We start from the raw sequence: 26,942 nt of genomic DNA on the forward strand, positions 1-26,942 counted from the left end.
GGACAGACTCTATTTAAACAATGGGACAGGTATCTATGAATTGGATGCCTGTCTTTTTTTTCATTCATTTAATTGGTTGTCGAAATAAATGAATTATTTTAACAATGGTAGGGATTTTATGTTAAATTAGAATGAAGGGGGTATAAAAATGAAAACACGTCCAAATTCCGAGTGGAGATTAAGTATCATTACCCTAACGGGACTTCTCGGGGCTTTTATTGCAATCAGTGTCATGAATCGTGAACTTAACCTAATATTTGCGCTCGGGTATCTGTCCGTTTTTGCATTAGTGGTCGCCGGTAATGCGATTTACGTGTTCTATAAAAGAAAGAAAAACAAATGGACGGGAAGCAACCATCAAAAATACGACTAAATCATTACAGCCATTGGAATGCACCACTGCTGCCATCTTTATTACCGCCAAGTGACAAAGATTGTACCAGTGCGTGACAAAACCTTTACCACTTCATATGATTTTGATATACAAACTTGGCTAAATTTCAACATAATCAAGTCTTCCGTAATCTGGCCATTTTCTAAAAGAAAGGAGTTTTGATTTGAAAAAAATTGATGAATTAAAAGCTGGAGTTGCTGTAATTATTTTGAACCAAGAGAATGAAGTTCTATTGCAAAAAAGAGCCGATGTGGGCTTGTGGGGAATCCCTTCAGGACATGTGGAAATTGGTGAAACAGTGTCTGAGGCAGTCATGAGAGAAGTAAAAGAAGAGACTAATTTAGATATAAGAATTGAAAAGCTGATTGGTGTTTATTCCGATCCTGATTCACAAGTGTTCAATTATCCAAATGGCAAGGTAGTGCATTTCATAACGACTTGTTTTCTTGCTGAAATTACAGGTGGGGAACTTACATGTAATTCAGATGAATCCCTTGAAGTTAAATTTTTTAGTCAGGACAACTTACCGGAAGATTTGTTAACAATGCACCCTCAATGGTTAGAGGATGCACTTTCAGAAAGGGAAGCGGCATTTATTCGCTGACCAATATTCTAGAATCGGGTGCGTTTGTGGATAATCATAAGCCTAATTCCTCGTTTAAGATCCGTTGGAGTTAGGCTTTTTTATGTTTCAAAACTCTTGGCGTTACCCCCATTGGTAAACTCATTGACAACGAGTGGTAAGACTTGCGGCAATCGCTGGAAAAAAGATGGCGTAAGTGGTACATTCCTGTGGCTGTAATCACTAAACCATAACGGATTATCCCCCCATCAACCGAACCCGTTGCCCTTTGTTTATTGCCGCATTATTTCTTGATCCCTTCTTCTAACTACGTTGTACGTTATAAGAACTATCACTATAAATAGGATTACTATGCACAATTCCCCCTTTGTCCTATATATAGAGGGGAGGGGTCAAAAAGGATACTGTGCATAGCGGAAAAATGAATATATTTGTAAACACCTGTATCTTATTAAGCCAATAAAACGGTCTGTGGCAGGGCATCTAGGGAGTTCTAAAAAAATTCACCGATTTTAGTTGCATTATGCAAGTAAAGAGCATATCTTTACTAAGTAAGATCTAAAGATAATCCGATGCATAGGTAGGAGTGATAGGCATTGTCCAAGTCAAGTAAAGCGGAAAGTAAATCCCCTGTAACTATCATTGTTGCCTTGGTTACCGCTATAAGTCTATTAGGGGATTCGATGTTATATATTGCTTTGCCTTTATATTGGAAAGAAGCAGGTCTTGACTCCATTTGGCAAGTTGGTGTGCTTTTATCCATAAACCGTTTTATCCGTTTACCTTTTAACCCACTTGTTGGATGGCTTTATAATAAAATTTCACTGAAAACCGGATTAGTGATCGCAATCATATTAGGCAGCATTACGACGTTAGGCTATGGATTGTTGAGAGGGTTTATTGCCTGGATTATTTTACGGAGTCTATGGGGGATTGCTTGGTCGTTTTTCAGAATCGGAGGTTTATCCATTTTGGCCTTTGATACGGATAAAGACAATCGGGGTAAATCAATTGGTCTTTACAATGGATTATATCGATTAGGCAGCTTATTTGGTATGTTAGTAGGTGGATTGCTCGTGCCGATTATAGGGTTAAGCAACGTTTCGATAATTTTTGGTTGTCTTACTCTGTTCGGGCTGCCTTTGATATTATTGTATGTGAATACAACTCCCTCGATGGCTAATGAGCAGGATAACAAGGCTGTCATTGTTAAAGAACGATTTATTATCAGACTTAAACAGGGTAGAGGAATGATTATTTTTACTGGCTTCTGGATCACTCTGCTCATTCAAGGGGTATTCATCTCAACTCTAAGCTCATTAATTGAACATAACCATGGGGAGAATGTCGTCTTATTTGGATCTGTAATGAGTGTTACTTTCCTGACGGGAATTATTTTATCGGCACGATGGATATGGGAACCGTTTTTAGGTGCACGTTTCGGGATTTGGTCAGATGGAGTCAAAGGAAGAGTACCTTTGCTTGTCCTATCATTAATTTTTGCAGGTTTGACGTTTGGAAGCGTTTCTTATGAACTTCCACTCGGTGTTATGATTTTCATTACGTTCTTAGTGATGATAGCAGCTACCTCGCTTACAACCATTGTTGATGCAATTGCCTTGGACATTTCAACAAACACAAATGTAGTTTCATTCCTTACCACGTATACAATAGCCCAAGATCTTGGTGCATCTCTAGGTCCATTTATTAGTTTCATGATTTTTGGTTTAGCAAACGGATTCACCTATGTATACTGGGGCGGAGCAAGTGTATTTTTGTTATTAGCAATCCTCTGGTCATCCAGCTACAGAAGAGAAAGGAGAATGAACTCATCAATGTCATAATAAATAGTTGAATAAATTAGTTGCATTTTGCAAGTAAATGGAATATAACTAATACTAGAGGTGAAAACATGGAGAACAAACGAGAACTATTTCATGTATTAACTCGCAGATTTGGGTTATTGGATCGGAATTGCTGTTCTGTAGGAGGCATTGATATATCGCTTGTGCAAAGCCATATTCTCTATGAAATCGACAATCAGCATTCTCCATCGATGCAACAAATAGCAGAGACACTCGCGATGGATATTACAACCTTTAGTAGGCAGATCCAGACGCTGGTAAAGATGGGTTTAGTCAAAAAAACTCCATGGTCTGAGGACAAAAGGGTTTCAATATTGTCGCTAACCGTTGAAGGGAAATTTGCAGCAACTACAATTGATAAATCAGTGAATGTTTACCTTGAGGAGGTTTTCTCCCATATGAACGACTTTGAACGGGAAACGGTATTACGCTCTTTGGAGATCCTGAATGATGCCATGTCTAAATCAAGTGTTTGCTGTACACCTGTTTATTAAGCAAGTTAAAACTTGCTTTGATATATACTTGCAAATTGCAAGTAATTATTAGTAGGAGGAATGATGATGAATAGTAATAATTCATTGCCAGTTGTAATAATAGGTGCAGGCCCAATCGGATTAGCAGCTGCTGCTCACTTGGCGGAGAAAGACGTAAACTTTGTCTTATTGGAGGCAGGTAAAAGTGTTGGGAACAGTATTTTAAGGTGGGGGCATGTGCGCCTTTTTTCACCATGGGAGTTCAATATTGATAAAGCGGCAGAAAGACTATTGAAGAAACAGAATTGGATTGCGCCATCCCTAACTGAATTGCCGACTGGGAAGGAGCTAGTTGAAAGATATCTAAAACCACTATCACTTTTGCCTGATATTGCTTCAAATATCAAGTTAGATACAAAGGTAATAGCAGTCAGTAAAAAGAATGTGGATAAAATGAAGTCTGCAAAACGTGAAGAGGCAAACTTCATTGTGTATGTTGAAAAGGATGGGGAGACCGAAAGAATTCCAGCCAAGGCGATTATCGATGCATCAGGTACTTGGTTAACGCCAAATCCAATTAATGCAGATGGCATATGGAGTAACAGAGAACGGAATTTACAGGGAAATATCTTCTATGGAATCCCTGATACTAAAGGAATTCATCGAGAACGTTACGCGAATAAAAAAGTGGCAGTGGTAGGGGGAGGACATTCGGCAATTAACACACTTCTGGAACTGTCTGATCTGAACGAGGATACCGAAATCTACTGGATCATGAGAAAAAAATCGGTTCAAGATGCATATGGCGGAGAAGAAAAAGATGCTCTACAAGCTCGTGGAGAACTTGGCAGCAGAATCCACAGGCTAGTGGATGAAGGCAGAGTTAAGGTAATTACTGCGTTTCAAATCTATGAACTTCGGAAATCAGAGAATGGGATTACCCTTTTCGGTGAGTTGAACGGTTGAGGATCAATGATAGAGGGAATTGATGAAATCATTGCGAACACAGGCAATAGACCTGATTTTACATTCCTACGAGAAATTCGTTTGAGCATTGACCATGCAACTGAAAGTATTGGTGCTCTCGCTCCGCTGATTGATCCGAACGTTCACAGTTGCGGTACAGTTAGGCCCCATGGTGAAGAAGTTCTACGACAGCCGGAAAAGAACTTCTATATTGTAGGAATGAAAAGCTATGGTCGCGCTCCTACCTTTCTAATGGCGACAGGGTATGAACAAGTGCGCTCAGTTGTGGCCTATTTGACGGGTGATCTCGAATCCGCAAAGAAAGTCGAACTAGACTTACCAGAGACAGGGGTGTGCAGTATAAACCTAGCGCCAACTAAGAAGTTTGAGTCTTGCTGTAACATGAAAGTCAGCAGCTGTTAAAGGGGTGAACCATTGATGGTCGTAAACAGTGGGGGTAACTTGTCGGAAGATTACTTTCGCGCTTATTTATCCTTGGTCATGAATGCAAGAAGCTGTTCCTTGGAGGATGCAAAAGAGATTATGTTAAAAACATTTTTCCGAGGAAACTTGGCTTCATTTGGACCCATAAGTTATTCAAGTTATATAAATGCAGTGACTTCTTTGAGCAGAGAATTATGCTGCTATAACAATCCGGAGTGAAATAAAAAAGACTGCACATTTGCAGTCTTTTTAAATTTTAATTGGTAGTTCTCTTGCTCGCAAAAAAATGCACTTGCTTATATAAGTATATGATTATATGATGTTGAAGAACTGGAGGGATGGTCATGAAAAAAGATGAAAAGACAGAAATACAAAGGGCGTCACCATTATTAAAATTGCTTGGTGATCCGACACGATTAACGATGATGAAGCTACTCAAGTCACATGAATGCTGTGTATGTGAGTTTGTAGAAATTTTTAAGATGAGTCAGCCGGCGATTAGCCAGCACTTGCGAAAACTTAGAGATATTGGGTTAGTTAAAGAAGAACGCAGGGGGCAATGGGTCTTCTTCTCGATTAATGAAAGTCATGAAGATTTTCCGTTTATTAAGAGCATCCTTGAACATCTTCCAGAGCAGAATGAATCAATTGCTGAGCTTGAGGCACAAGGACTTCGTGTTTGTTGTCAATAGGGAGGAGAAGGTACGTTGGGTTCGGTTATGATCGCATCAATGATTTTTATCATCACACTTATTTTTGTTATTTGGCAGCCTAGGAATTTATCGATTGGTTGGTCTGCTTGTATTGGAGCAATTATTGCTCTATTAGTAGGAGTAGTTGATTTTCAAGATGTTATGGATGTAACGGGAATTGTTTGGAATGCTACGCTTGCTTTTGTCGCCATCATTATTATCTCTTTAATCCTGGACGAAATCGGTTTCTTCGAGTGGGCTGCGCTGCATATGGCACGATTGGCAAAAGGCAGTGGACTTCGCATGTTTGTTTATGTCAGTATCCTTGGGGCGATTGTTGCAGCCTTGTTTGCAAACGATGGAGCAGCACTTATTTTAACTCCAATTGTGCTTGCGATGGTTCGAAATTTGAATTTCAATGAAAAGATGGTTTTTCCATTCATCATTGCAAGTGGTTTTATTGCAGATACGACGTCATTGCCATTAGTTGTCAGCAACTTGGTGAATATTGTTTCAGCAGACTTTTTCGGCATCGGATTTGTGGAATATGCAACCCGGATGATTGTTCCGAATTTATTTTCGTTAGTGGCGAGTATTTTAGTGCTGTTTTTATTCTTCCGTAAAAGTATCCCGAAAGACTATAAAGTAGCAGAGTTAAAAGAACCGAAGGCTGCCATTAAAGATGGAAAGATGTTTCGGCTTTCCTGGGTAGTATTAGGCATTTTGCTTATCGGGTATTTCTCGAGTGGAGTTACGGGGCTTCCTGTTTCAATCGTTGTGGGAATCATGGCGATCTTCTTTATGATGATGGCACAAAGAAGTCCTGCCGTTGCAACGAGGCAAGTTCTAAAAGGTGCACCTTGGGCGATTGTGTTCTTTTCGATCGGGATGTATGTGGTCGTCTATGGATTACGGAATGCTGGTCTGACAAGTGTGCTCGGTGACCTTATTCAAATGGCAGCAGATCAAGGCTTGTTCATAGGTACGATTTCAATGGGCTTCATAGCTGCGATTTTGTCGTCTATCATGAATAATATGCCAACTGTAATGATCAACGCCTTAGCCATTTCGGATACAAGTACTGCCGGGTCGATTCGTGAAGCTTTGATCTATGCAAATGTCATCGGTTCAGATTTAGGTCCAAAAATTACACCGATCGGTTCATTGGCAACATTATTGTGGCTGCATGTGTTATCACAAAAAGGTGTGAAAATATCATGGGGTACATATTTTAAAACCGGTATTATCTTAACAGTGCCTACCCTCCTCATTACCCTTATAGGGCTGTATTTATGGCTTTCGATTTTACATTAAAATTCAAAAAGGGGAATTTCAAAATGACGAAAAAAACACTTTATTTTTTATGCACTGGTAATTCATGCCGTAGCCAAATGGCTGAGGGATGGGGGAAAAAGCATCTTGGTGAAGAATGGGAGGTTTTCAGTGCAGGGATTGAAGCTCACGGAGTCAATCCCAATGCCGTCAAAGCTATGAATGAGGCTGGCGTTGATATCTCGAATCAAACTTCGGATATTATCAATCCGCAAATCCTGAATAATGCAGATTTCGTCGTAACACTTTGTGGAGATGCTGCTGATAAGTGTCCGATGACACCTCCGCATGTCAAACGTGCTCATTGGGGTTTTGATGACCCTGCAAAGGCAGTTGGAACGGATGAGGAAAAATGGGCGTTTTTCCAGCGGGTGCGTGATGAAATCGGTGACAGGGTAGTACAATTCGCGAAAACGGGTGAATAATCGGTGCAAGTGGGAAGGAATACAAAAAAGCCAATCATTTGATTGGCTTCTTTCTTTTTGCTGATTATACGTTCACCTCACTACTACTTGACCAATACCTGCCAATTCCACCACTCAACCCACAAGCCTATTGCAGCTCCATTTTTGAATGCATTTCTTTGGTGCCTAGTCAGCTTTCAAACTAATAAGAATCAGCGAAATTCCAGCAAATAGACAAATCATTCGTGTGAGGGAAATCTTTTCAGCGAGACCGATCAGCGCGAACGCAGTAGTGATGATCAACACACATGGTCCTACAAGGGCCAGTAGCGTGTTGATGTAAAAAGCTTTTTCCAAGTCATTGAACTTGTACATTAACAAGGCGGCAGTGATGTCCACACTGCCGGAAAAAATCCGTAATACGATCATCATTAACAATGCTCTTTCAATCACTTACGTTGCCTCTTTTCGTTCAATGTCTATCCATTCGTTTATTGTGTTTTCCAACAGGACTTTTTCTACTATATGTACGTCAGCTCCTAATATTCTAGCAACATTGCAAATAGTGGCCATTTCTATTACTTTCTTTCTCTGATACTATTATACTAGTGATAAGGTGGCTAACTGACTATTCAGGGGGAGATGCATCATGTTGAAAAAGATAATGGCAAGTATCATGGTTCTTTCTATATTTCTAATTCATTTCAGTAGTACCACAATGGCACAATCAACGTATTACATCACTACGCCGAAACAGGAATATACATATGAGAAAATGACAAAGGATATCCAGCAGTTAGCAAAGGATTACCCGGAGTTGGTGGAATATAAATCGCTTGGCAAGACCGCATATGGCAGAGATATTTGGGCGATGAAAGTTGGAAAAGGTGATGCTACACTTTTAGTGACGAGTTCTCACCATGCCAGAGAATGGATGTCCACCATTTTAACGATGCATATGGCTTACAAATACGCTGCGTCCTATCAAAGCAACCAATCCATACAAGGATACAATGTCAAGGAAGTACTTGATCATACGACAATCTGGTTTATTCCGATGGTGAATCCTGACGGTGTGACATTGCAGCAAAAAGGATTGGGCGCTTTTCCGAAAGAAGTCCATAATCAATTAATTAAAATGAATAATGGCAGCAAGGATTTCAAGCGCTGGAAGGCAAATGCCCAAGGGATCGATCCCAACAGGAACTATGATGTCGATTGGAGTAAGATACAAAACAATTCTGCAAATCCATCTTGGCGAAATCATAAAGGCTCAAAACCTGGCCAAATCGCAGAAGTGAAGGCTGTCATGAAATTGGTTAATGAGGTAAATCCGGAGATGCTGTTGGACTACCATTCTGCAGGCGAAGTTTTATATTGGGATTATAAGATTGAATACAAAACGAAGCAACGTGATCGCATCATTGCTAATAAAATAGCAGGCATGACAGGATACAAATTGATGTTTGCTCAAAATAAAGAAACGGGCGCATCAACAGATTGGTTTATCGCTAAATTTGGAAAGCCTGCATTAACACCGGAAATCGGTAAGTTTGCAGGAGAGACGAGCGTTCCTTTAAGTGCATTTGATCGAATTTGGAAGCAAAATGAGGCTGTACCTTTGTACGCCGCAACAGAAAGTTATCAACTTTGGTTAGATAGGCAAAAGCTTGTTTATTTGACGGATGTACGAGTTGATTTATTGAATAAAACAACGTTATACTCCAAACCGTTCAAATCAGCTAATCAGTCATTGAATCCGCAAAGAGTTTCCGTAGTTGGGGAAAAGGCTGACTGGTACCTCATTAAAACCGATAAGGGCAATATGTGGATTAAGAAAGATAATACGAAGGAATATACTGTACGAGGCTTTGTTGATTACAAAGAGGGGGAATACTGGTCAGAACCTATTTTATGGTCTGTAGATAAAGGATTAATTTCCGGCAGCGTTGTCAACAATCGAAGATATTTGAAACCGATGGACAATTTAACGGAAGCGCATTTCTTGGCAATATTATTCCGTTATGCAAAACCTGATGAACTAGCAACGACTGCTCCACAATCAAATTATTGGGCTTCTGTTCCGTATCAATTGGCGACTAAATATGAACTGCCTGTAGAAGGAAGCCTTGGAAATATGGAAAAGGCGAATCAACCGATCACCAGAGGCAAAATGGCACGGATTCTATCATCTTTGCATTTTGGCAATTCGAATATTAGCCTGGAAGAGTCCGTGCAATTCATGTACGACGCAAATATTTCCAATGGATATGATGCTTCTAATAAGACGTTCGAAAACTTTGGCGTGGATGAAATTTTGAAGCGTGGTCATATTTCAACATTCTTCATGAAGTATGATGATTTTTTACAAAATGAAGCTATGAACGATATATCTAATACTAATGCAGAAGATTCGGGTGATGAATAAAAAGTAACTTAAAGCGCGAGGATACGGAAGAGGTAGTTGCATTCACATATAATAAAAACCTTATTCTGTAAATAGAATAAGGTTTTTATAGTTGTTTTTACGCTACCACAGACAGTATTTGATTTTGTTCCAATACTCTTCTTGCATTTTCGTCTGCAGGTTTGTACCCTTTTTCTATTAACTCTTTAATATAAATTTTGTTATAGATAAAGGAAAATACAATGCCTGTTACCCCAGAACCGATACCGAATGTAAATGAGCCTGCAGCTAGTGAAATAATGAACATGATGGCAGCCCATTTCAAATCGCCGCGGAATAAAGCAGGGAAAAAGCCGAAGAAGAAAGTAGTCCAACTAAAGCCAACTTTTACATGCTTCGTCAATCCTGCATCATTCATAAGTGTGATATTCATAGATGAATCTCCTTGCTATGTATTTGTTGAAGTAACGGGAATAGTGAATGTAAGAATATAAATGCAGAAAAAGTATCTCTATTCGTTTCACTTCTTACCTATGATACTACAAACTAAAGCGAATTGTAACATTTTATTACAAAAAAATAGGTACTTATGCGAAAAAAACTTTTCGACCGATTTACTACCATTGTTCCAAACAACAACAGGGGGAGCCAAACAAAGGACTTTGATCGGCTCCCAACGATATGAAGGTTGATTAATTTTCCAATTCGTCTATATTGTCTTCGTTTTCTTTGATGAAGCTTAATAGACGACTCCTTCTCTGACATGACTGCTGAATACTTCTTCCGTAGGATCAAAATAATCCTCTGTATACTCAGGCTCAAAACGGCCGTAGTCGACATAACCAGAACCCCATGTCGGGTCCATCGTGAGCCATTCGCCATCCACTTTCACTTCCACCCAAGCGTGGCCCGCGCGATCATCTTCAAATCCAGCAGTTCCTACGATATACCTTGCTTCCATGCCGGCTGCGCGAAGCAGGGCAATGGCTAGATAGGAATAATCAACGCAAATTCCGGTTTTGAATTTTAATGTTTTTAACGCGCTGTCATCCCATTGATTGCCGATAAAGTATAGTTTCCCTGTATTATAAGAAATGGTTTTCGCTGTATATTCATAAACCGCTTTTGCTTTTTCACGATCCGACATTGTATCGTTCATCAGCTCATTTGCCAGGGCGACAATTTCAGGTGCATCGGATTGGATTCCTTTAGATGGCAATAAATCACGTTGATCTTCAGCACCAACGTTGTCCACTAGGAATTGTGCAACTTGCGAATATATGAAAGGCTCGCGATTCGTTTTCTCTATATGGGGCACACTCACTGTCACGAAATACTTTCCCGGACCGAAGCGCAAATAGAATTGATCATCGAATGTATTATCCTTAACGGGAATAACATACTCTGCATAATCTTCTTCCTTACTAGTCGTTATTAATAAATGATTCGTCTCTTTTGCAAAAGGAGCGTCCTTGTCAATGGAACCTATGATCCTAGACGTCAGGTTGGCTACCTCAACGTCAGCGGGCAATTCAAGATGGATACCGCGCTCCTCATAAGCCGGGCTGTATCGGATGCCGCCCCAGTAATCGGAGTCATTATAGATCGTAAGGGTTGTTCCGAGTTGAAAATAGTTGTCATACTCTTTGTCAGGGACATAGACGAGCAATTCATGGATTCCTTTCCCGAAAAATAAAGGGATCTCATGCGTAAATTTGCCGTTTTCAACTTGTAGAAGATCCGACCAAAAGTAGCCATCCTTTTTGAGCTCTATTAAAATATCTTGTTGCTTAATGTTAGCAGAATCGACTTTCCCTTTAAGTGTGAATGTGTGACTTCCTTTTACCGAATCACTGCTCGGGGCAAGAATTGTTAACCCGGCCTCCTGACCTTCGGGGCTATAAGTGAAATCACCTTCCTCTACAGCCTCATCTGATGCAATTGGTTGTTTTACTGCTTCTATCTGTTGATGTACGCTGGTTGGCTGTTCATCCGAGCAAGCTGCCAGCAAGAGTAAAACGATGAATAGATAGGCTTTTTTTAGAGACATGACTTTCCCCCTTGGTAAGGACATAGGACCTTGAATGAAGCATCGGAATTTTTGATTAGTTTAATTCTTTACGTGGCATAGGTTAAATTAGTTCCAGAATCTCCATTACTGCTTTTCTGCAAATAACTATTCCTTATTTAGCGATCAAAGTTAATTGGTCCGTTTGAGAGATCAAATCAATTCTATGTCCCTCTTTTTCATAATAAGTTGAAGCACCTTCTCTGCCTGCTTTGCTCCATCCTTTTGACTTGATGATTATCTCATACATAAAAGGAATCCCATCTTCTTCAGAGGCTTTTGACCAATTATAAATGGCAACGTCAGCTTTATTATTGAGTAATTCCGCGTTTTTGGGTATCGGAAAGTTAAAGAACTTATTGTTTTCTTCATACGCAAAATATGTGGTGAAAAAGAGGATGCCACCAATTAATAGTGTGAAAATCATCGCTATGCTTATTTTATTCTTCATGCTATCTCTCCATCCCTTTACATTTTCTCGATACGATAATATGCAGTAATAGCATTCCAGAAGTATTTGCCTTACAACCTAACTTTAGCAAACGATGCTATGTTGTGAAATTGCGAAAATTATATATGACTTTGGGTAAATATAGAGAGAGGACCATCCCCATATACATTTAGGGAGGTCCTCTTTTTTTACCTAACTTTTTGCTTTCTCATCCATTGCGTCGCGACCCACTTTTCACCAGTGATAACCGGCGCTCCGCCATGCAAAGTCAAATCGTTTAAAGCTTGATCATTATAGAAGTACTCGAAGTAGACTGCCATCCCTTTTTTGGGCGATACTGAAAAATTCAGTTGTGGGAAATAGGTTTCTCCTCCTTCTTCTACATCATTTAAATACATAACGAGCGTACTAATTCTATTATTGTTTACTACTTTCGTTGATGATGAAAAGAAATCATAATGGGCTTTATACTGTTGGCCGGGAGTATACCGAAGGATTTGAAGCCCTTCTCCGTGCTCAATGGATATACTCATAATCGTTGAGATCCTATTTTCAACTCGAGCAACAATTTCGTTTTCACTTTCTTCGAAAAACATACCGCTGCTTGTTCTTAACTCATTTTCTTCGCGTGTCGTTCCGATTTTTGAACGTTTCATTTTGTCTTTTGACAATCTGATCAGTTCATCACACTCTTCGTTGCTTAATACATTCCCTAAAACAACGATTAAAGGCTCTTCTAATCGAGCGACGATGTCAATCTCTCTATCTGTAAGTATTTTACTTCCAACATGATTAAATATGGTTTGCTCTTTATTTGCCGTTATCAATTTCAAGCACCTCTTAAACTGTTTAATTTTCAAAACAAAATGCGTTTGTGATGGGTAAACGTGCTTTAACGGTCTTCTTGTAAGGTTCACACTTCCTTTTGGAATTAAATTCAATTTATTTTATCACGAAGTTTTATATTTCGTAAAATTTTAACGTTGATATTTCTCGAAAAATCCAAAATCCGTTAATTAGAAAAATGCGCTTCACAATTCTAAAAAGATTGTGATAAAATAAAGCGGCAGTCTACTCTAACGGGGAGAATTGATTGTGTATGTTTAATAATTTGGGAGATATTTGGGGGGTAGACGAATGAAAAAATTGGTTAATAAATGGAATCAAATAAGCCTAGTGAAAAGGATCGTTGTCGGTATTATTGCCGGTCTTATCTTAGCTTTGACGGTTCCTAAAGCCGCAAGTGGGGTTTCCATTTTTGGTTCATTATTTGTCGGTGCATTAAAAGCGGTTGCACCTATATTGGTCCTATTCTTGGTAATGCATGCGATTGCTGTGCATAAGAGCGGTACGAAAACGAATATGAAATCGATTCTTGGATTGTATGCCATTGGTACATTCCTAGCTGGAGCTGTTGCCGTGGCAGCAAGCTTTATATTCCCAGTGACACTGACATTGACGACAGGTGCTGAAGATGTTTCACCTCCAGAAGGTATCGTGGAAGTGTTGAAAACATTATTATTTAACTTAGTTTCTAATCCGATTGATGCATTAGTGAATGCGAATTATCTAGGTATCTTAATGTGGGCAGTCGTTTTAGGGATTGCACTAAAACAGGCAAATCAACATACAAAAGATATGTTAGGCAGTTTTTCGGATGCGATCACGAAAGTCGTTCAATGGGTGATTAACCTGGCACCACTTGGTATTATGGGACTTGTTTTCGATGCAATTGTTACAACGGGACTTTCCGCTTTGCTTGTATATGGACGATTGATTTTAATTTTAGTGGGATGTATGTTATTCATCGCCCTAGTTGTTAATCCGTTAATTGTCTATGTCTATACACGGAAAAATCCTTATCCACTTGTGTTGATGGTGTTAAGAGAAAGCGGTATCACTGCATTCTTTACACGCAGTTCCGCTGCAAATATACCTGTAAACATGAAACTGGCTGAAAAGCTCGATTTGGATGAAGATACGTATGCAGTGTCAATCCCACTCGGTGCAACGATCAATATGGCGGGGGCGGCTGTTACGATTGCTGTGCTTACGCTTGCAACTGTACACACGCTTGGAATTGAAGTTGACTTTCTGACTTCGATCATGCTTTCCGTTGTTGCGGCTATCTCTGCGGCAGGTGCATCCGGTGTGGCAGGCGGCTCACTTTTATTGATTCCGCTGGCATGTAGTTTATTTGGAGTTCCGAATGATATTGCGATGCAAGTCGTTGGTGTCGGCTTTATCATCGGAGTTATCCAGGATTCTTGTGAAACGGCATTGAATTCATCTTCAGACGTCCTGTTCACAGCTACAGCTGAATATGCGAAAGAACGTAAAGAAGGTAAAGAGAGTTCGATGCAATCTTCTTGGAAGTTCCAGAAGATGTAATGAGCGAAGACAGATCAAAGAGGCTGAAAAATGATATCATTTTTCAGCCTCTTTTTTGTCTTGGAGGAAGTTTTTACTAATACATTGAAAAGAGATAAGATTTCTGTTAAAAAGAGGATTAGTTAAGGAAGAGAAGGAATAGAAGAGTACTGATGAGTTCTCTTATAACAGTATAAGAGTTTGGGAGGAGAGGATTGACTTGAGAAAATTGGCGAAACATCTAAAGCCGTTTGCGACGGGCATTTTATTAGCGGTCCTGCTCTTGTTTGTGCAAGCGATCAGTGATTTGAATTTACCGAACTACATGTCGAATATCGTCAACGTGGGGATACAGCAAGGTGGCATTGAGCATGCATCACCGGATGCGATCAGCCAAGATGGTATGAAGCTGATCACTTCTTTCATGACAGAACAGGAAAGACAGATCATTGAATCAGCCTATCTGTTGGTCTCACCTTCAGAAGAGAATTCGAAAGGTAAGCCTTACAGCAAATTATATCCCGAAGCAAAGCAGCAGTTGTATGTTAAAAGGGAGTTAAGTAAAACCGAGACGGAAAATGTAGATACTGCATTCGGCACAGCCTCTTCGACTTTCATTAATGTGTTACGTGAACTATCGCCGCCATCTGATGAAAATGCTAAAGAAGATGCCTCTACCTCTATTCATATGAAAGAGATTTATGGAATGCAAGCTGTCCTGGAATCGTTGCCGGAAGCAGCGATTCAATCAGCGCATGCCGAAGCTGTAAAAAATGACGTCATGCAAAAACAAAGCGGCATCATGCTTTCAAAAGGTTTCTATGATGAACTTGGCGTCGATTTGGGTGCGAAACAAACGGGTTATATAATGAAAATTGGGTTCTATATGTTAGTCATTGCACTCGTCGGAGGAGTCGCTACCGTTTTGGTCGGTTTGCTTTCTTCCCGAATTGCGACGGGTGTTGCCCGGAATCTACGGAAGCAAGTGTTTACGAAGGTGGAGAGCTTTTCGAAGAAAGAGTTGGATACATTTTCGACTGCATCTTTAATCACACGCTGTACGAATGATATTCAACAAGTCCAGCAGCTAATCATGATGGGTGTCCGCATGATTTGCTATGCTCCGATTCTAGGGATCGGCGGCATCATTATGGCGGTCAATAAGTCGGCTCATATGAGCTGGATTATTGCACTTGCTGTCGTCGTTCTTATTGGATTGATTCTAATCGTCATGGCGATTGCGGTGCCGAAGTTCAAGATGATTCAGAAGCTGATCGATAAATTGAATTTGATTTCAAGGGAAAACTTAAGCGGTTTAATGGTTGTGCGTTCATTCGGTACGCAGGAATATGAAAAAGAGAGGTTTGACGTTGCGAATAGTGATTTGACGAAAACGAATCTTTTTGTGAATCGCGTGATGGTGTTCATGATGCCGATGATGATGCTCATTATGAATGGCGTCACTATACTCATCGTTTGGGTCGGTGCCCATCAAATTGCTGTTTCGTCGATGCAAGTCGGGGATATGATGGCTTTTATGCAGTACGTCATGCAAATATTGATGTCCTTTATGATGCTATCGATGATGTTCATCATGATTCCTCGTGCAGCAGTGTCCGCCGGTCGTATTGCTGAAGTGCTGGAAACCGAAGTGTCGATTGCCGATCCGGAAGAGCCGAATTCATTTAATGAAAAGAGCAAAGGCCTTCTTGAATTTAAAAATGTAAGCTTCCGATATGAAGGGGCTAATGAAGATGCATTGCATGATGTTTCATTCACGGCGAAACCTGGTCAGACGACTGCCATCATTGGCCCGACAGGCTCCGGCAAAACGACAATTGCCAGCTTGACTTTACGTTTTTATGATGTAAGTGAGGGCGAGATTTTAGTAGACGGTGTTGATATAAGAGATGTGAAACAAGCGGAATTGCGGTCGAAAATTGGATATGTCCCACAGAAGGGCATTTTGTTATCAGGTACAATTGAGTCCAATCTGAAATACGGCAGAAAAGAAGCTTCTGATGAAGAGATGAAGGAAGTGGCAAAAGTTGCCCAGGCGCTTGACTTCATTGAAGAAAGGCCAGAGCAATTTGAGTCAACGATTTCGCAAGGCGGTGCGAATGTATCTGGTGGTCAAAAACAGCGCCTAACGATTGCACGTGCACTGATGAAAAAACCGGAAATTCTCATTTTTGACGATAGCTTCTCAGCATTGGATTTTAAAACAGACTCCGTTTTACGCAAAGCGTTAAAGGAACACACGTCAAATGCAACTGTCATCCTAGTCGCCCAAAGAGTCAGCACGATCATGAATGCGGAACAAATTCTCGTGTTAGATAAGGGCCGCATTGTCGGGCGGGGCACACATCGCGAGCTATTGGAAACATGCCCTGAATACTATGAAATTGCCTCATCACAGCTGTCGAAGGAGGAATTAGCATGAGCGAAAAAAGAGATAGAAAAAATGCTCAGCCAGGCTTCGGTATGAGAGGTGGGCCACATATGATGATGATGAAAGGGAGTAAAGCGAAAGATTTTAAAGGAACAATGAAACAACTTGTCGGCTATTTAGGCGCGTACAAATGGACCATAATCATCGTATGGATCCTAGCTATTTTGTCGACGGTGTTCACGATTTTATCGCCGAAGATTTTAGGAAAAGCGACTGATGAACTTTTTTCTGGTGTGATGAGCCAAATTGCTGGAACCGGTTCTATTAACTTCGGCACAATTGGTGAAATTCTTTTATTGCTCGTCGGCTTGTACTTGATTAGTGCGTTGTTTTCCTACTTACAAGGTTTTGTCATGGCAGGTGTTAGTATGAAGGTGACAAAGCGGCTTCGCACGGATATTAATGAAAAGATTCATAAACTACCGTTCAATTATTTCGATAAAACAACCCACGGAGAAGTTCTTTCGAGAATTACCAACGATGTTGATACAATTAGCCAAACGTTGAATCAAAGTTTAACGCAGATTATCACATCCATTACCTCACTGATTGGAATTACAATCATGATGCTTACAATCAGCTGGCAAATGACATTGGCTGCGATCTGTATTCTCCCACTTACGATGATTTCGATTGTCGGGATTATTAAAAAATCGCAAGTCCATTTTAAAAATCAGCAGAAATATTTGGGGCATGTGAACGGTCATGTGGAGGAAATGTTTAGCAGCCATGAAATCGTGAAAGCTTTTAACGGGGAAAAGGATTCTGAAAAGACATTTGACGAGTACAATGAAACATTGTATAAATCGGCATGGAAAGCGAACTTTCTTTCAGGGCTCATGATGCCGATTGCGATGTTCATCGGGAATATCATCTATGTTGTCATCTGTATTCTTGGAGGATATCTTACCGTTACTGGTAAAATGACGGTCGGTGGCATTCAGGCCTTCATTCAATACGTGCGGAGCTTTACACAGCCGGTCTCGCAAATCGCGAATATCTCGAATGTACTTCAACAGACTGCCGCCGCAGCGGAACGAGTATTTGAATTTCTGGCGGAAGATGAAGAAAAACCGGAGCAGGAAAATGCTCTAACGGTTAGTAAAAACGGGGTAGTAAACGAAAGGGCTGTAACGATTGAAGGCAATGTAGAGTTTGACCATGTTTCCTTTGGTTACGAGCCTGAAAAACCTGTTATTCGTAACTTTACTGCGACAATCAAGCCTGGTCAGAAAGTGGCCATTGTCGGACCGACGGGTGCAGGTAAATCGACGATTATGAAACTGCTCATGCGCTTTTACGATATCGAAACCGGTTCAATTAAGATTGATGGCCATAACATTCAATCATTCAATCGAAATGAGCTTCGATCCCTGTTTGGTATCGTGTTACAAGATACTTGGCTGTTTAACGGTACGATAGCGGACAATATCCGGTACGGCAAGCTCGATGCAACTGATGATGAGGTGAGGGAAGCGGCCATCGCTGCACAGGTTGACCACTTTGTCAGAACACTACCGGATGGATACGAGATGGTGCTAAACGAAGAAGCGGATAATATATCACAAGGTCAAAAGCAACTTCTGACGATTGCAAGGGCAATCTTAGCAGATCCGAAAATCCTTATTCTTGATGAGGCGACGAGCAAAATTGATACACGGACAGAAGTCCTTATTCAAAAAGCGATGGATAATCTCATGAAAGACCGAACAAGTTTCGTCATCGCCCATAGACTGTCAACGATCCGAAATGCCGATTTGATCGTAGTGATGGATGAAGGGGATATTGTCGAACAAGGCACACATGGCGAGTTGCTTGCTCAGGACGGATTTTATGCTAATTTGTACAAAAGTCAGTTCGATACAGCTAGTTAACGGTTTACGTAAAAAGACCGCCTCATGTTATCCACATGAGGCGGTCTTTTTTTCGTGTATATCAATTGCCATAGGTGATTTAGTCCAATTCCTTCTCCATAACTTCCTTCACCAAACGCCGTACTTCATCCGTCGATTTCGTATCCATCAATTCGTTTCTCAATTCAGCAGCGCCTCTAAATCCACGGATATAGATTTTGAAAAAGCGGAGAAGCGGTTTGAATGGACGCGGTTCTTCTTCAGTAGAATATTTATCATGAAGATCCAGTTGCAAAAGCAGTAAATCGAGATATTCTTTTACGCTATGTTCTCTCGGTTCTTTTTCGAAAGCGAATGGATTCGTGAAAACGCCTCGGCCGATCATGACGCCATCGATGCCGTATTGTTCCACCAATTTTAGTCCTGTTGCACGGTCAGGGATATCGCCGTTGATCGTTAGCAATGTATTCGGAGCCACTTCATCCCGCAATTTTTTTATTTCAGGAATCAGTTCCCAGTGTGCATCCACCTTGCTCATTTCTTTTCTAGTGCGAAGGTGAATGGAGAGGTTTGCAATATCCTGTTCCAAGACATGTCGTAACCAATCATGCCACTCGTCGATTTCGACGTAGCCTAGTCTTGTTTTAACACTGACTGGCAATCCACCTGCTTTTGCGGCTTGAATGATTTCCGCCGCAACTTCCGGACGTCGTATTAATCCCGCGCCTTTTCCGTTCGCTGCCACGTTTTGCACCGGACAGCCCATGTTGAGATCAATGCCTTTAAATCCGAGTTTTTTCATGTCGATGCTCATCTGTTTAAAATACTCAGGCTTATCACCCCAAATATGGGCGACAATCGGTTGTTCATCCTCCGTGAACATCAAACGTCCACGGACACTTTCTCTTCCGTTCGGATGGCAATAGCTTTCCGTATTTGTGAATTCTGTGAAATAGACGTCAGGTGGCGCTGCTTCGGCGATGACATGACGGAACACGACATCTGTCACATCTTCCATCGGCGCTAATATGAAAAACGGCTTCGGGAGATCAAGCCAAAAATTATCTTCGTTGCTCATTTTGTATCCTCCTGTTGCATGCAAAATCCTTTGCTCATCAAATAGTACCACTTTTTATAGCCTAATGCACTGATACATTCCTGAAATAGTTACTTCGTATAGAAACAGGTCCATTCTTTCTTACAAGGGCTCAATTAATCGCAAGGGCTCCATTATTTAGTCAAGGGCTCAATTAATCACACAAGGGCTCCATTCTTATAAAGGTCCATTCTTTCCAACAAGGGTCCATTCTTTCACCGCCGGGGTCCATTCTTTTCTACGAGGACAAAAAATTGAACGTACGGTCTCCCACAAACTCTCCATCGCGATAAGTCCGTTCCACGAAAGTAATATTATTCTCGTGATTAATAAGCAAGACTGTCGATGAGCGGGTGCCATACCCTTCCGATTTAATGAATAGGGAAGAGAGTACCCGTTCCAACTGTTGACCGACTCCCGTAACGGGAAGTTGCTCATCTGGAAACGGTTCAGCATCCAGCATGATATCGAACAGTTCGCCGGGCTGGATAACACGGTTTTGTTCAACAAGCTTTCGGAGATCCGTTTTCCCTTTGACAACTTTCGGCCATGGCGTGTCCAGGAAATGGTTGCAAAGCCCATGTGTCCCGGGGGAAATCTTTTTCACTTCATTTTCGATATTCGAGTAATAGAACAATTCATCCGCAGTGCCGACGATCACATTGAATCCCGCATACTCCGCCCGCTTTTGCTGCAATGATTTCAAAAACTCATCTGCAGGCATGTCGGAATCAAGGAAATCCGTCACAATCTCACCACGCGACTTGACGTTCTTTTTCTGTTCAGAAGGGTCCCTGTAATTCGTCAGTGCGGCAAATCGACCACTCTTCGTAATCCCAAGCCATGTCCCGCCTTGGGATAAATCCCTGCCTGCCAACAGATAGGGCTTATCCTTCCAAAAATGCGCCGGGGCAGTCGGGCGCTCATAAAACTCGTCCCGGTTCGCCGCCACGATCAATCTGTATATTGGATGGTCCAGAAAATGAAAATTGATTAAACACATGAGAAAATCACTTCTCCTTTCCCAAAGTATACATTGTTATTTATGCAATGTGGATGAGTAATGATAGGCTTAGCATATTATAATTCTCCTAATCACTTAAATAAATTAAATAAACCGCAGCCCATGTCATTTTGGGCTGCGGTTTATTGCCTTTTCACTGAAGTAACTAGATGTGAAATAGTTGTAACATTTCCCAACTAATTACGTCTATTCAAATGAGGTGAATTAATGTTATGAAAAGAATTACTATTCTTTTTACAATAGCTGGACTTTTATTAGCTGGGTGTAGTTTGGATGCAAAAAGTGGAAGCATTAATAATGATTCGACGAAGCAACGGGTTTATAGCAATTCGTGGGATGGTAACACCGTAATTGTTGAACAAAGAAACCATGACGAAGAGTATGAAACAGTAAATGAAATCATTGATACTGCTGAAGTTGAGGAACTTATTAAGGCACTTGGAAATGCCGACTGGCAAGAAAATATAAAAGTGGATATAATGCCGCCAGACTATCGTTTCATTTGGAATTCATTCAAACATAATGTTTGGGTAAACCAAAATGGTAACAGGTTAGAACTTATAATTGAAGGACAATCGAATTATGGATCATTGACTGAAAATTCTTCTGAAGTTGTATTTGAAATTTTAACAGGTAAAAAACGTATTACAGAAACTATGCCCCGTACGGAAGAAAATGTATTAAAAAATCCCCCGAAATATATAGCAAAGAATAAAGGGGAACTATCCGTTCAGGATTCTGATACGGCTTATGAAATGTGTGTGAGCGCGCTGAATGACTATTATAGAGCAATCTGGAACGGATCGGATATTGACTTGGGTTCATATATCGACAACGAAAATCTTAAACAATACACACAAGGGAAAGTTCGATCTCAATATGATTTGTATGGCAATCTTGATAGTCAGGTGAAAAACATTACGATTGACGACGCTTGGGAAGCGGAATTCACGGATGACGCGGATGGGGGATTTCTCTACTTAATTATTCCTGTGCACATTCATAAGTTTACGGGTGGTTATGGTGAAGGCGTTGAATTTCTTGTACGTAATACAAATGGCAAGTTAGTTATTGTTGATTGGTATGCGGGTGGAAAAGATAGTTATGATTTCATGGTGCGTGGAGAAAATCAAACAATTGACGACCCAAATATTTGGAATAATAGCGAGTGGGTAGAGAAGTTACATAGTAAGCAGAATGAGTTTTCAGGCTCAACTCGGTAGTTATTAGAAAATCATTTTATATAGGGGGATAGGGAATGGCAGCATAACACTTTAATAAAAAAGGAGGGGTTGGATGTTAAAACAAGTCATACAACAATTCAATATGAATGTGCTATCAATTAATGAAGTTGAAGATTCACATAGTTCAACAGTGTATAAATGCAATTTGTTAAATGGGGAAAATGTCTTTTTGAAAATACCTTATACAAAATTGAAGTGTCAGCGGGAAATGGTAGCCTATGAAATCTTAAGAGATAGAGTTTCCATTCCTAAAATGTTGGATTATTGGCCAGGTGATAAGGAGTGCCCCGGTGCGTTCTTATTATCTGAATTAAAAGGACAACCGCTATCAAAAAAGGATTCATCCACGGTAGCGTTTCAGGTTGGGATTCTTCATGCCTCTATGCATCAAATACAGCCGCCTACTACGATACAGCTAACTGGCATACAAGATGAATTTCCGGACTGGTCTAATTTTGTGGAACGCCAATTTTATAGTTTTGCCGAGGATGTAAAGCAGGTTTTGGATGAAGGTTTATACAGACAGGCGATTGAAAAGTTCGAAAATATGAAACGACAGCTTCCTCCTTCAGATGGCCCGAGCTTTATACATATGGATTTTCGTCCAGCAAATATCATTGTTGACGGAGATAAGGTGTCAGGCGTGATCGATTTTGAAAGTGTACGATTCGGCTCAACAGAAATCGATTTCACAAAACTATATCGTGATTTTTTAAGCTCGAATTTTTCTTTGTATCAGTCCTATAAAGAAGGTTATAACAGCATAAGACCATTAATTGATTTAGAGGTTGTGTTGCCTTTTTATCAATTTACAGATGCCTTTAATAGTATTGGATGGTGTAAACGCCGTGGAATTGAAAAGAATGCTTCATTTCTGAAGGAAAATCTTTTAATCCTTAAAAAAGCTTTACTATAAGCCATAATCGGGCGTGGTAGCTGAAATTTGAATAAACCGCAGTTCATTTTGAAGTGCTGCGGTTTATTTTTCTTTACATTACTCATTCAAAGTTCTTTTGCCCCGGTCCAAATAAATTCAAGATTAGTACCCCAACAAGTATAAGTGTTATTCCCACAATGCTAGCCAAATTGATTTTTTCCTTCCAAATGCTAACTGAAATAATCACAGTCGCAACAATCCCGATGCCTGACCAAATGGCATATGCGGTATTCAAAGGAATCGTTTTCAGGGACAACGATAAAAAGAAAAAGCAGCTAATGAAAGCGATGATGACTCCGATTGTAGGGAACAGTTTTGAAAATCCCTCTGATGCTTTTAATAGTGAAGTGCCAATAAGCTCCAAAGATATAGAAAGTGCTAAATATAGATAGGACATCGTTATTTTTCCTCCTGAAACTTATCAAGTCATTGATAGTAACCCCATTGTACAGTCCAGATGGTTTTTCAACAATTTCTTAAGTTCTAAGCCTTGCAGTAAGTGTCAGATTATACCGCTATATCCTCCTTTTACGTGTTATACTCGTTTTAAGAAACTTGTTAATTTTCAATAACGAGAAGTGTTTTCAAAGGAGACTACCATTATGAACAAGTGGCTATTTGCATGTTTAGTCGTATTGACAACATCATTAATGGGGTCTGCATTTACGATCGGAAAGATCGGATTGGCCTTCGCTACGCCGATCATGTTGGTTGCATTACGCTTCCTCATAGCAGGGGTCATCATGGCGGTGATTGTAAAATGTTTAAAAATCGCTCATCCGAAACAGGCGTCTATTTGGATAAGAATCGCACTCATCGGTTTCTTTCAAACGGCAGCCGTTATGGGATGCATCTTCGTCAGTTTGCGAACAATCACGGCGGGGCAGTCGTCTATCTTAACATTTACGAATCCACTTTTGGTTGTACTATTTGGAACGCTTTTTATGAAAATGACGTATAGCTGGCGGCAATGGCTTGGTGTTATTTTGGGTTTTGTCGGCGTGATGATTACGTTAGGAGCACAGGTGGACTTACGAATTGGAACACTTTACGGTTTTCTTTCAGCCATCTCCTGGGCTGTCGGAACATTGCTGATTAAAAAGTGGGGCGCTCAAATCAATACATGGGTTCTAACGGCTTATCAGATGTTGTTCGGTGGGATGATTCTTTTCGTTGGTAGTTTTCTATTGGAAAAGCCGTCGTTTCAAATTACTCCTCTATCAATTTCTATTTTATTATGGCTAGCATTAATGGCTTCCATTGTACAATTTGCAGTCTGGTTTTACCTTTTACAGAAAGGCGACCCCGGCAAGACCAGCGCGTTCTTGTTTCTAGCCCCATTTTTCGGCGTTCTTACGGGCTGGTTTTTACTGGATGAAACGATTGCGTGGAACGTAATACTTGGTGGAGGTTGTATATTTATTGGTATCTTCATGGTGAATTGGACAGCTAGGGCTAAGATAGTGAAAGAAAATCTATTAAAAGGGGATTATAGATTATGAAAATAACTATATCTAATGCTATCGTAGCCGTCGGCGTAATCATCGGGCTCATACTTGCAACGGTTTTCGGCATCTATGCTCAAGGAATCTCTTATTATTTGAACGAACGTTACCCAATAATTTCGTTATCGACCGCAATAACAATCATCACTTTCCTTAGTATTGGATTGTACGTTATGATTCCACTGCTATTATTGATTTTCAAAAAACTCATTCCGATATATCTAGCAGCGTTTGTACTAATAGGTTTGACGACTTCATTGTGGTCATTTTTTGTCTGGGCGATGTGGATGGGGTGAAAAGAGTGAGAGGCTTAGAGGGAAGGAAAGAGAGGCAATTCGATATGACATTTAACTATAAGGAGACATTTGATCGTTTTTCATTCTATTTTTTAACGATTTTCATTTCTCCCATACTCTTTGGGGTTTTCATGGCGCTTTATTCAATGATCGCTTTTCAAGACTCTTGGAGTTTTGGTCCAACCGTCTTGGTAGTTGGGATTTATTCGTGGCCGTTCTTTGCGTTTGGTGCATTTCCTGTTTCAATATACATTGATTTTTCTGCTCGAACTAGAGATTATCCACATTGGAAAAAGGCAGTTTTGTATGCAGGTTTCGGCGGCTTAGCTGGGCTTCTTGGAAGTGTGATTTTATATAATCTTTATTCTATGATCTTCATGCTCACATTCGGCTTGTTTGGGGGACTCATTCATTTTTTCGTGTTGGCATTAATAAAAAGATTTTTCAAGTAATGGCCGTAGGTATTCGCAAATTGCAATTTGATTGGGGGAAGAAAAATGCAAAGCTTTAAACGGTATTGCTTGTTTGTAATTCTTGCCTTGTTGTTACCAGGGTGTGCAAACGAGAAAAAAGAATCAAGTACGAAAATCACCTTTGAACCATATACCATGAGTGAACAAGAAAGCCTGCTGATCAGTAAAACAGGAGTGGGGTATATTGAATTTTTTAAGCTGAATGGCACCTTAGGTAAAGATGATGATCTGGAATTCTCAGTGGAAGTGTATGAAAACGGTAAGTTTAAAGAAGAGTTGCTGAAGACTTGGGGCGCGGTCGATGAAAAATATAAAGACAGCATCATTTCTTTTGGGATGAGTGACTATCAGGGAGAAGATGATTCTTCAAAATCCTTCAAACTGATATCTGGGATACCTTCCGGGCTAGCGACAACGTCCTATCCAAATGACGTGACAGCTTATTCATTTAGTAAATTAGTTGGTGAAAAGATTACTTTGAAGAAAAACGAACCTGTTTATTTAGCAGCGTGGGTAGGCACGACTAAAAACTCACTGCGTTCTATTGGAAGTGAGAATGGAGAATTGCCTGCCGGAATTGATGAGTATGAGAATGCATTATTATATAAGGTTTTATGGACTGATAAAAAATAAGAATAAGAAATAGTATTAGCGGGGCAATCGGAATTGTATGATAGTGCTACTTACATAGGGGGGATTAGGGGAATGAAAAGCTGGTCGGGTTCAGCAGGTATTTGTATTAATGAACGACAGGAAATATTAATGGTTAAAAGTTTCGGTTCAGAGGGATGGGCGGTACCTTCTGGTGGTATCGAAGAAGGGGAAAGCCCGGAGGAATGTTGCGTTAGAGAGGTTAAAGAAGAAACGGGATATGACGTGAAAGTCATCGAACAATTAAGAGTCAAAGAAATAACCATAAAAGGTATTCAGGTAAAAACATATTATTTTAGGGTGGAAAAGATTGGTGATAGCAGCGGAATAAATGATCCGGATGAAATTATTGCTGAAGCTGATTGGAAGTCCTTATCTGAAATAAAAACGATTAGCCACGTCTATCCCGAAGATCTGGATTTTTTACTTGAGCAGCTAGAACAGGCAAGTTGCAATTTGGTGCATAAACTGTGAAGTTAAAAAGGAGATCAAAATGGACACATTAACAATTAAAGAACTCCACTCCGAAAAGGAAATTCTTGAAGCCTTCCCGGTAATGAATCAACTAAGAACTCATCTTGATGAAAAAGCGTATCTTGACCTGGTGTTGGAGGCGAAGGAAAAGGATATGTACCGATTATTTGCCTTGTATAATCAAGAAGAAATAGTTGCTGTGACAGGATTTAAACCGATGATCACCCTTTACTATGGACGTTTTGTTTGGGTGTGCGACTTGGTCACTGATAATAGCAAACGGTCAAACGGATATGGTGAAAAGCTGCTTTCTTATGTACATGAATGGGCCAAAGATTATGGATATAACAGTGTAGCGTTATCATCTGGATTACAGCGAACGGAAGCTCATCGATTTTATGAAGAGAAGATGGACTATGATAAAGTGAGCTATGTATTTAAAAAACAATTGTAAAACAAAACAGAGTCGACTTCCCAAATGCAAATGG

General features: G+C 40.2%; 27 protein-coding genes and 1 pseudogene. 20 read left to right on the forward strand and 8 right to left on the reverse strand.

Going from position 1 to position 26,942, the window contains the following annotated elements:
• The first annotated feature begins 148 nt into the window (after window positions 1-148).
• From ACFPTP_RS04570 to arsC, 8 genes and pseudogenes are all read left to right on the forward strand, one after another.
• Window positions 149-373, forward strand: coding sequence for a hypothetical protein (locus ACFPTP_RS04570; RefSeq protein WP_381442584.1), 225 nt, complete (start codon window positions 149-151; stop codon window positions 371-373).
• 184 nt (window positions 374-557) lie between these two features.
• A complete protein-coding gene (locus tag ACFPTP_RS04575; RefSeq protein WP_381442585.1) occupies window positions 558-998 on the forward strand; it encodes an NUDIX domain-containing protein in 441 nt (146 codons plus the stop codon).
• A 575-nt stretch (window positions 999-1,573) separates the two neighbouring features.
• Entirely contained in the window at window positions 1,574-2,821 is a 1,248-nt protein-coding gene (locus ACFPTP_RS04580) for an MFS transporter (RefSeq protein ID WP_381442586.1), read from the forward strand.
• Between the two features lie 68 nt (window positions 2,822-2,889).
• Complete coding sequence (locus tag ACFPTP_RS04585; protein ID WP_381442587.1) at window positions 2,890-3,336, forward strand: MarR family winged helix-turn-helix transcriptional regulator; 447 nt, start codon at window positions 2,890-2,892, stop codon at window positions 3,334-3,336.
• Between the two features lie 66 nt (window positions 3,337-3,402).
• Window positions 3,403-4,704, forward strand: a pseudogene (locus ACFPTP_RS04590) (NAD(P)-binding domain-containing protein).
• 365 nt (window positions 4,705-5,069) lie between these two features.
• Window positions 5,070-5,417 carry an ArsR/SmtB family transcription factor gene (locus ACFPTP_RS04595; protein WP_381442588.1) on the forward strand — a complete coding sequence of 116 codons (348 nt, stop codon included), beginning with the start codon at window positions 5,070-5,072 and terminating at the stop codon, window positions 5,415-5,417.
• Window positions 5,418-5,432: 15 nt separating this feature from the next.
• Entirely contained in the window at window positions 5,433-6,731 is a 1,299-nt protein-coding gene (locus ACFPTP_RS04600) for an arsenic transporter (RefSeq protein WP_381442590.1), read from the forward strand.
• Window positions 6,732-6,754: 23 nt separating this feature from the next.
• Window positions 6,755-7,174, forward strand: coding sequence for an arsenate reductase (thioredoxin) (gene arsC, locus ACFPTP_RS04605; protein WP_381442591.1), 420 nt, complete (start codon window positions 6,755-6,757; stop codon window positions 7,172-7,174).
• Between the two features lie 165 nt (window positions 7,175-7,339).
• Here arsC and ACFPTP_RS04610 read toward each other — a convergent pair whose 3' ends face one another.
• Window positions 7,340-7,606, reverse strand: a complete 267-nt coding sequence (locus tag ACFPTP_RS04610) for a YqhV family protein (protein ID WP_381442593.1) — start codon at window positions 7,604-7,606, stop codon at window positions 7,340-7,342.
• Window positions 7,607-7,802: 196 nt separating this feature from the next.
• Between ACFPTP_RS04610 and ACFPTP_RS04615 the strand changes: the two genes are divergently transcribed.
• Window positions 7,803-9,581 (forward strand): M14 family zinc carboxypeptidase, encoded by a 1,779-nt coding sequence (locus tag ACFPTP_RS04615; RefSeq protein WP_381442594.1) that lies wholly within the window; start codon window positions 7,803-7,805, stop codon window positions 9,579-9,581.
• A gap of 97 nt (window positions 9,582-9,678) precedes the next feature.
• Here ACFPTP_RS04615 and ACFPTP_RS04620 read toward each other — a convergent pair whose 3' ends face one another.
• From ACFPTP_RS04620 to ACFPTP_RS04635, 4 genes are all read right to left on the reverse strand, one after another.
• On the reverse strand, window positions 9,679-9,993 hold the full coding sequence (locus tag ACFPTP_RS04620) for a DUF2628 domain-containing protein (protein ID WP_381442595.1): 315 nt from the start codon (window positions 9,991-9,993) through the stop codon (window positions 9,679-9,681).
• Window positions 9,994-10,299: 306 nt separating this feature from the next.
• On the reverse strand, window positions 10,300-11,610 hold the full coding sequence (locus tag ACFPTP_RS04625; protein ID WP_381442596.1) for a transglutaminase domain-containing protein: 1,311 nt from the start codon (window positions 11,608-11,610) through the stop codon (window positions 10,300-10,302).
• Between the two features lie 133 nt (window positions 11,611-11,743).
• Window positions 11,744-12,079, reverse strand: a complete 336-nt coding sequence (locus ACFPTP_RS04630; protein ID WP_381442598.1) for a hypothetical protein — start codon at window positions 12,077-12,079, stop codon at window positions 11,744-11,746.
• Window positions 12,080-12,267: 188 nt separating this feature from the next.
• On the reverse strand, window positions 12,268-12,906 hold the full coding sequence (locus ACFPTP_RS04635) for a 2OG-Fe(II) oxygenase (protein WP_381442599.1): 639 nt from the start codon (window positions 12,904-12,906) through the stop codon (window positions 12,268-12,270).
• 310 nt (window positions 12,907-13,216) lie between these two features.
• Between ACFPTP_RS04635 and sstT the strand changes: the two genes are divergently transcribed.
• The 3 genes from sstT (at window position 13,217) to ACFPTP_RS04650 (ending at window position 18,775) form a co-directional block, all read left to right on the forward strand.
• Window positions 13,217-14,470, forward strand: coding sequence for a serine/threonine transporter SstT (sstT, locus tag ACFPTP_RS04640; protein WP_381442600.1), 1,254 nt, complete (start codon window positions 13,217-13,219; stop codon window positions 14,468-14,470).
• Between the two features lie 199 nt (window positions 14,471-14,669).
• Window positions 14,670-16,892, forward strand: coding sequence for an ABC transporter ATP-binding protein (locus ACFPTP_RS04645; protein WP_381442602.1), 2,223 nt, complete (start codon window positions 14,670-14,672; stop codon window positions 16,890-16,892).
• Window positions 16,889-18,775: an ABC transporter ATP-binding protein gene (locus ACFPTP_RS04650; RefSeq protein WP_381442603.1), complete on the forward strand. Its 1,887-nt coding sequence runs from the start codon at window positions 16,889-16,891 to the stop codon at window positions 18,773-18,775. Before ACFPTP_RS04645 ends, ACFPTP_RS04650 begins: the two co-directional genes overlap by 4 nt.
• A gap of 79 nt (window positions 18,776-18,854) precedes the next feature.
• Here ACFPTP_RS04650 and ACFPTP_RS04655 read toward each other — a convergent pair whose 3' ends face one another.
• Window positions 18,855-19,832: a tRNA dihydrouridine synthase gene (locus ACFPTP_RS04655; protein WP_381442605.1), complete on the reverse strand. Its 978-nt coding sequence runs from the start codon at window positions 19,830-19,832 to the stop codon at window positions 18,855-18,857.
• A 256-nt stretch (window positions 19,833-20,088) separates the two neighbouring features.
• On the reverse strand, window positions 20,089-20,853 hold the full coding sequence (locus tag ACFPTP_RS04660; RefSeq protein ID WP_381442606.1) for an NRDE family protein: 765 nt from the start codon (window positions 20,851-20,853) through the stop codon (window positions 20,089-20,091).
• Between the two features lie 233 nt (window positions 20,854-21,086).
• On the opposite strand from ACFPTP_RS04660, the gene ACFPTP_RS04665 reads away from it, so the two are divergent.
• Both ACFPTP_RS04665 and ACFPTP_RS04670 read left to right on the forward strand, forming a co-directional pair.
• Entirely contained in the window at window positions 21,087-22,097 is a 1,011-nt protein-coding gene (locus tag ACFPTP_RS04665) for a hypothetical protein (protein ID WP_381442607.1), read from the forward strand.
• A 73-nt stretch (window positions 22,098-22,170) separates the two neighbouring features.
• Window positions 22,171-23,034 carry an aminoglycoside phosphotransferase family protein gene (locus tag ACFPTP_RS04670; RefSeq protein WP_381442608.1) on the forward strand — a complete coding sequence of 288 codons (864 nt, stop codon included), beginning with the start codon at window positions 22,171-22,173 and terminating at the stop codon, window positions 23,032-23,034.
• 82 nt (window positions 23,035-23,116) lie between these two features.
• On the opposite strand, the gene ACFPTP_RS04675 is transcribed toward ACFPTP_RS04670, so the two are convergent.
• Entirely contained in the window at window positions 23,117-23,452 is a 336-nt protein-coding gene (locus ACFPTP_RS04675; RefSeq protein WP_381442609.1) for a DMT family transporter, read from the reverse strand.
• Window positions 23,453-23,657: 205 nt separating this feature from the next.
• Here ACFPTP_RS04675 and ACFPTP_RS04680 point away from each other — a divergent pair, with 205 nt between their 5' ends.
• The 6 genes from ACFPTP_RS04680 to ACFPTP_RS04705 all read left to right on the forward strand — a co-directional run bounded on the left by ACFPTP_RS04680 (window position 23,658) and on the right by ACFPTP_RS04705 (window position 26,908).
• A complete protein-coding gene (locus tag ACFPTP_RS04680; RefSeq protein ID WP_381442611.1) occupies window positions 23,658-24,557 on the forward strand; it encodes a DMT family transporter in 900 nt (299 codons plus the stop codon).
• Window positions 24,554-24,856 (forward strand): hypothetical protein, encoded by a 303-nt coding sequence (locus ACFPTP_RS04685; RefSeq protein ID WP_381442612.1) that lies wholly within the window; start codon window positions 24,554-24,556, stop codon window positions 24,854-24,856. Before ACFPTP_RS04680 ends, ACFPTP_RS04685 begins: the two co-directional genes overlap by 4 nt.
• A gap of 5 nt (window positions 24,857-24,861) precedes the next feature.
• Window positions 24,862-25,308 carry a hypothetical protein gene (locus tag ACFPTP_RS04690; protein WP_381442613.1) on the forward strand — a complete coding sequence of 149 codons (447 nt, stop codon included), beginning with the start codon at window positions 24,862-24,864 and terminating at the stop codon, window positions 25,306-25,308.
• Window positions 25,309-25,353: 45 nt separating this feature from the next.
• Window positions 25,354-25,962, forward strand: a complete 609-nt coding sequence (locus ACFPTP_RS04695) for a hypothetical protein (RefSeq protein ID WP_381442615.1) — start codon at window positions 25,354-25,356, stop codon at window positions 25,960-25,962.
• 72 nt (window positions 25,963-26,034) lie between these two features.
• Window positions 26,035-26,454, forward strand: a complete 420-nt coding sequence (locus ACFPTP_RS04700; protein ID WP_381442616.1) for an NUDIX hydrolase — start codon at window positions 26,035-26,037, stop codon at window positions 26,452-26,454.
• A gap of 19 nt (window positions 26,455-26,473) precedes the next feature.
• On the forward strand, window positions 26,474-26,908 hold the full coding sequence (locus tag ACFPTP_RS04705) for a GNAT family N-acetyltransferase (protein ID WP_381442618.1): 435 nt from the start codon (window positions 26,474-26,476) through the stop codon (window positions 26,906-26,908).
• Window positions 26,909-26,942: the final 34 nt, after the last annotated feature.

It is taken from the genome of Sporosarcina koreensis, assembly GCF_042655825.1.
GTDB classification, from domain to species: Bacteria; Bacillota; Bacilli; order Bacillales_A; family Planococcaceae; genus Sporosarcina; species Sporosarcina koreensis.

Excerpts from the sequence above, each read along its gene's own strand:
- ACFPTP_RS04570 (WP_381442584.1), top strand. The coding sequence starts at position 149 with ATGAAAACACGTCCAAATTCCGAGTGGAGATTAAGTATCATTACCCTA.
- ACFPTP_RS04585 (WP_381442587.1), top strand. The coding sequence starts at position 2,890 with ATGGAGAACAAACGAGAACTATTTCATGTATTAACTCGCAGATTTGGG.
- ACFPTP_RS04595 (WP_381442588.1), top strand. The coding sequence starts at position 5,070 with ATGAAAAAAGATGAAAAGACAGAAATACAAAGGGCGTCACCATTATTA.
- arsC (WP_381442591.1), top strand. The coding sequence starts at position 6,755 with ATGACGAAAAAAACACTTTATTTTTTATGCACTGGTAATTCATGCCGT.
- ACFPTP_RS04615 (WP_381442594.1), top strand. The coding sequence starts at position 7,803 with ATGTTGAAAAAGATAATGGCAAGTATCATGGTTCTTTCTATATTTCTA.
- ACFPTP_RS04620 (WP_381442595.1), bottom strand. The coding sequence starts at position 9,993 with ATGAATATCACACTTATGAATGATGCAGGATTGACGAAGCATGTAAAA.
- ACFPTP_RS04625 (WP_381442596.1), bottom strand. The coding sequence starts at position 11,610 with ATGTCTCTAAAAAAAGCCTATCTATTCATCGTTTTACTCTTGCTGGCA.
- ACFPTP_RS04630 (WP_381442598.1), bottom strand. The coding sequence starts at position 12,079 with ATGAAGAATAAAATAAGCATAGCGATGATTTTCACACTATTAATTGGT.
- sstT (WP_381442600.1), top strand. The coding sequence starts at position 13,217 with ATGAAAAAATTGGTTAATAAATGGAATCAAATAAGCCTAGTGAAAAGG.
- ACFPTP_RS04650 (WP_381442603.1), top strand. The coding sequence starts at position 16,889 with ATGAGCGAAAAAAGAGATAGAAAAAATGCTCAGCCAGGCTTCGGTATG.
- ACFPTP_RS04655 (WP_381442605.1), bottom strand. The coding sequence starts at position 19,832 with ATGAGCAACGAAGATAATTTTTGGCTTGATCTCCCGAAGCCGTTTTTC.
- ACFPTP_RS04660 (WP_381442606.1), bottom strand. The coding sequence starts at position 20,853 with ATGTGTTTAATCAATTTTCATTTTCTGGACCATCCAATATACAGATTG.
- ACFPTP_RS04665 (WP_381442607.1), top strand. The coding sequence starts at position 21,087 with ATGAAAAGAATTACTATTCTTTTTACAATAGCTGGACTTTTATTAGCT.
- ACFPTP_RS04670 (WP_381442608.1), top strand. The coding sequence starts at position 22,171 with ATGTTAAAACAAGTCATACAACAATTCAATATGAATGTGCTATCAATT.
- ACFPTP_RS04675 (WP_381442609.1), bottom strand. The coding sequence starts at position 23,452 with ATGTCCTATCTATATTTAGCACTTTCTATATCTTTGGAGCTTATTGGC.
- ACFPTP_RS04680 (WP_381442611.1), top strand. The coding sequence starts at position 23,658 with ATGAACAAGTGGCTATTTGCATGTTTAGTCGTATTGACAACATCATTA.
- ACFPTP_RS04685 (WP_381442612.1), top strand. The coding sequence starts at position 24,554 with ATGAAAATAACTATATCTAATGCTATCGTAGCCGTCGGCGTAATCATC.
- ACFPTP_RS04695 (WP_381442615.1), top strand. The coding sequence starts at position 25,354 with ATGCAAAGCTTTAAACGGTATTGCTTGTTTGTAATTCTTGCCTTGTTG.
- ACFPTP_RS04700 (WP_381442616.1), top strand. The coding sequence starts at position 26,035 with ATGAAAAGCTGGTCGGGTTCAGCAGGTATTTGTATTAATGAACGACAG.
- ACFPTP_RS04705 (WP_381442618.1), top strand. The coding sequence starts at position 26,474 with ATGGACACATTAACAATTAAAGAACTCCACTCCGAAAAGGAAATTCTT.